The 4,003-nt window shown below is 45.1% G+C and carries 3 protein-coding genes and 1 pseudogene; 3 read left to right on the top strand and 1 reads right to left on the bottom strand.

Features of this window, described 5'->3' with window-relative positions; genetic code table 11:
- On the bottom strand, nucleotides 1-195 hold a 195-nt coding region (locus DEH07_12385), incomplete at its 3' end, for a B12-binding domain-containing radical SAM protein (GenBank protein HBY05274.1).
- Between the two features lie 143 nt (nucleotides 196-338).
- On the opposite strand from DEH07_12385, the pseudogene DEH07_12380 reads away from it, so the two are divergent.
- The 3 genes and pseudogenes from DEH07_12380 (at nucleotide 339) to DEH07_12370 (ending at nucleotide 3,656) form a co-directional block, all read left to right on the top strand.
- Nucleotides 339-1,517 (top strand): annotated as a pseudogene (locus DEH07_12380) (protein prkA).
- Nucleotides 1,518-1,530: 13 nt separating this feature from the next.
- Nucleotides 1,531-2,676 carry a sporulation protein YhbH gene (locus DEH07_12375; GenBank protein HBY05273.1) on the top strand — a complete coding sequence of 382 codons (1,146 nt, stop codon included), beginning with the start codon at nucleotides 1,531-1,533 and terminating at the stop codon, nucleotides 2,674-2,676.
- A gap of 218 nt (nucleotides 2,677-2,894) precedes the next feature.
- Complete coding sequence (locus DEH07_12370) at nucleotides 2,895-3,656, top strand: hypothetical protein (protein ID HBY05272.1); 762 nt, start codon at nucleotides 2,895-2,897, stop codon at nucleotides 3,654-3,656.
- Nucleotides 3,657-4,003 lie beyond the last annotated feature (347 nt).

The following is a 4,003-nucleotide window of genomic DNA, read 5'->3' as shown; positions in this document are numbered from 1 at the left end:
CGTGGAAAAGCCCACCAAATCGGATTCGAGGACCCGTGTCATGTTTACCGGAGCGAGATCCTCAACAAATATCCTGACGTCATGGCCGAGTCTGGCCAGCACCGCTCCAAGCAAAGTCAGTCCCAACCGGGGCAGCTTAATTTCGCTGAAGAAATGCAGACCCGGCGGTTGCGGCTCAATTAGTGTGATTTTCAATAGTCTTTCTTTCTTTCTTTCCTTCCGATGGAAAATTTTATTTCTTAAAAACAAGAATACCTAACCAATATTAAGACTATACCATATTCAGCCATACGGCAAGTTAATTTTTATCTTTTTTGTATTTTTGTAAATGTATGTTCAAAATATTTTTGGCTTCAAACGATGTACTGTTTTAAGAATTTCAGGAGATTCTTAAATGCGATGAAAAGTTTCTCTGGAACCTGCTCAGCCTTTCCCAGGAAGGCAACTTTAAAGCAGGCCGGTTCGCGCTGATCTATGCCGATGAAATGATTGTCGCGCACACCAACGAAAACGAGTACAGGGCTTTTATAGCCAACAAGAAGAACGAAGCCCTGCAGTCACGCATTATCATTATTAAAATACCGTACAACCTGAAGGTAAGCAAAGAGGTTAAGATATACGAGAAGCTGATCCGCCAGAGCGACCTGAAAGACATCCACCTCGCTCCCCACGCCTTGAAAGTGGCCAGCATTTTCTCAGTGCTGTCCAGGCTCAAGGAGAGCAAGAAACAGGGCATGGACCTGATTAAGAAAATGAAGCTCTATGACGGCGAGGATGTTGAGGGATTCAAGCAGAGGGACGTTATCGAGCTGCGGAATGAAGCTTTGGAAGAAGGGATGAGCGGAGTAGATCCGAGGTACGTAATCAACCGCCTCTCTTCGGTCCTGATTAAGACCTCGACAAAATGCATCAATGCCCTGGATGTTTTAAGGGCGTTAAAAGACGGGCTTGATCAGCACCCTTCCATAACTAAAGAAGAAAGGGACCGGCTGCTCAACTTTATCTCCGTGGCCAGGAAAGAATACGATGAAATTGCTAAAAAAGAAGTCCAGAAGGCATTCGTTTATTCATATGAGGAATCTGCCAGGGTTTTATTTGACAACTACCTGGATAACGTGGAAGCATACTGCAACAATACGAAGTTAAAAGACCCGATTACAGACGAGGAAATGGACCCTGATGAAAAGCTGATGCGTTCCATTGAGGAACAAATCGGCATCTCGGAAAACGCTAAAAAGGTCTTCCGGGAGGAGATCCTGATCCGCCTTTCCAGCTATGCCAGGAAAAATAAGAAATTTGACTACACCTCCCACGAACGCTTGCGGGAGGCTGTTGAAAAGAAACTTTTCACCGACTTGAAAGACGTCGTTAAGATAACCACTTCTTCCAAGACACCCGATATGGAGCAACTCAAACGCATCAATGAAGTCGCTTCCAAGCTGATTTCCGAATACGGTTACTGCGCACACTGCGCCAACGAACTGCTCAAGTATGTAGGGAGCCTGTTGAACAGATAGGAGGAGCCTTCTTATGCCCCTGTATATAATCTCTCGGGAAGACTGGTCTTTGCATCGCAAAGGTGAAATAGATCGTCAGCGTCACCATGACAAAGTAAAAGAAGCGATTAAAAAAAACCTGGCCGACATAGTCAGTGAGGAAAGCATCATTATGTCGGATCAGGAGAAAATTATCAAAGTGCCCATCCGTACCCTGGATGAATTCCATTTCCGGTATGACCAGGGGAAGCGCTCCCACTCCGGGCAGGGGGACGGAGACAGTAAAGTTGGAGATGTGCTTGGCTCCGATTCTCAGGGCGGAGCCGGGCGTGAAAAGGGAGCGGGGGACCAGCCGGGCATTGATTACTACGAGGCTGAAATCACTCTTGAAGAATTAGCCAAAATCCTTTTTGAGGATTTAGGCCTGCCCTACCTTGAGCCCAAAAAGAAACCGGAGCTTACCTCGGATTCCGTCGAGTTCAAGGACATCCGGAAAAAAGGAATCAGCAGTAATATCGACCGCAAACACACCATTTTAGAGGCAATCAAAAGAAATGCCCTGAAAGGCAATCAAAACCTCAAGGAAATTACCAAAGAGGACCTGCGCTATAAAACCTGGGACCTCACTCAAAAGCACGAGTCCAACGCCGTTATCCTGGCCATGATGGATACCTCGGGGTCGATGGGCATTTTTGAAAAATATATTGCCCGCAGCTTCTTTTTCTGGATGGTGCGCTTTTTAAGGACCAAATACGAGAACGTTCAAATCAGATTCCTGTCTCACGACGCCGAAGCCAGGGAAACTACGGAAGAAGAATTTTTTACCAAAGGTACCAGCGGCGGAACGCGCTGCTCCACAGTTTATAAACTTGCTCTTGAGATCATTGAAAAGAGGTACAACCCTTCCGACTACAACATCTATGCTTTTCATTTTTCTGACGGCGATAACCTGGGTTCGGACAACGAAGCGTGCACACGCCTGATCAGCGAACTTTTGAATTTATGCAACTTCGTCGGCTACGGCGAAATAGAAAGCAGCTATTTTTACACCAGCACCTTAAGGACGGCTTACAGGAAAATTGATCATCCGAGGTTTACGGTTGTAACAATTAAGGATAAAAGCGGAGTCTACCCGGCTCTGAAAAAAATCTTCAGCCCGGTCAATGAAAAACCCGCCTAACTTTAAGGCGCCGGTGACAAGGGGTAACAAGTGACAGGGGGACGGGATTGTTGACACTGTTGCAATATGTCAACAACCCCGTCCCCCTGTCACGCCTATTTGAAAACTCCCTTCAAGGGAATTTTTTATGGATCAAATTATTGATTGAATACAAGTCCGGATTGCTGCATAATACAAGTATAAAAATGGGTAATTCTAAGTCTGTGAGCTGGTAATAAATGGGCATTCTTTATCACCTTCAGGTTGGGTGCGCTAATTTAACCATTATCAAAGCTTATTCGGGAACTATGCTGATCGACTGCTTCAACATAGAACGCTATAAAAGCTTACTGTCCGCAAACAAATTTATTAAAGCAGTTTTCATTACCCACCAGCACTACGATCACTTCCTCGGCCTGAAATACTTGAGAGACAACAATTTTACCATCGAATACATTATCTGCTCCCCCTATGTCAGAAGAAGCGGTGACGGCAGCGTTCAATATGAAGAATGGCGCGACTTTGAAAAATTCCTGGCCTATTTCAAGAGAATGGGAACCACTGTAATCACACCATTCCGGCAGGAATCTTTGAACATGCCCTGGTGGTATATTGATAATCTTAGCTTTAGGATCCTGGGACCGGCCAAGTTCATTGCCGAAAGCGAAAGCAGGGAACTGCACGATGCAAGCCTGGTCATGCTTGTGACACTGGGCGCCAGGAAATGTTGCTTTACCGGCGACGCCTCCGGCAAAAGCCTGAGCTGGATCGCCGAAAATACGATTAATTACTGCAACGACATCCTGCACGCCAGCAATCACGGCAGCCTTTACGGCGTAAACCTGGATTTCATCAAAGGCGCCAAAGCCGAATATACGATCATCTCCACCGAATCCGGCTTATATAAGGAAGTCCCCCACCCCATAGCGATAAAAAGGTACTATGAATACACCAAAGTCCACCGCACAGATCTCGACGAAACTGTCGAAATGTATTATTAGCGTCAGCGAAAAAATGGCAGTGAAAGTAAGATCTGGCCGGCAAAAGAATTGTCCTGCCTTTTTTATTGCCAAAAACGTCCGGCAAGATATTGTAACAGTAACACTTATACGGGAACTGAGGGAAGGGCGGAGCCGTTATGAGTAATTATAAATGATTCCACTGCGAAAACCCCATTGAATAGTAAAAAACAGTCTTAGCAGCAGGATAAACAATGGCGAATATCGAAGTATAATATAAATATCAAGAGCAATCTATATCAAGAGCAATCTATGGACAAATCAAAGATATACATTTCAGGGGGATTTACATGTTCCGCAAAAACAGAAACCACTTACAAATAGAACTA

The organism is Desulfotomaculum sp., from assembly GCA_003513005.1.
Lineage (GTDB): Bacteria > Bacillota > Desulfotomaculia > Desulfotomaculales > Nap2-2B > 46-80.
This window is presented reverse-complemented; position numbering and strand designations above follow the sequence as displayed.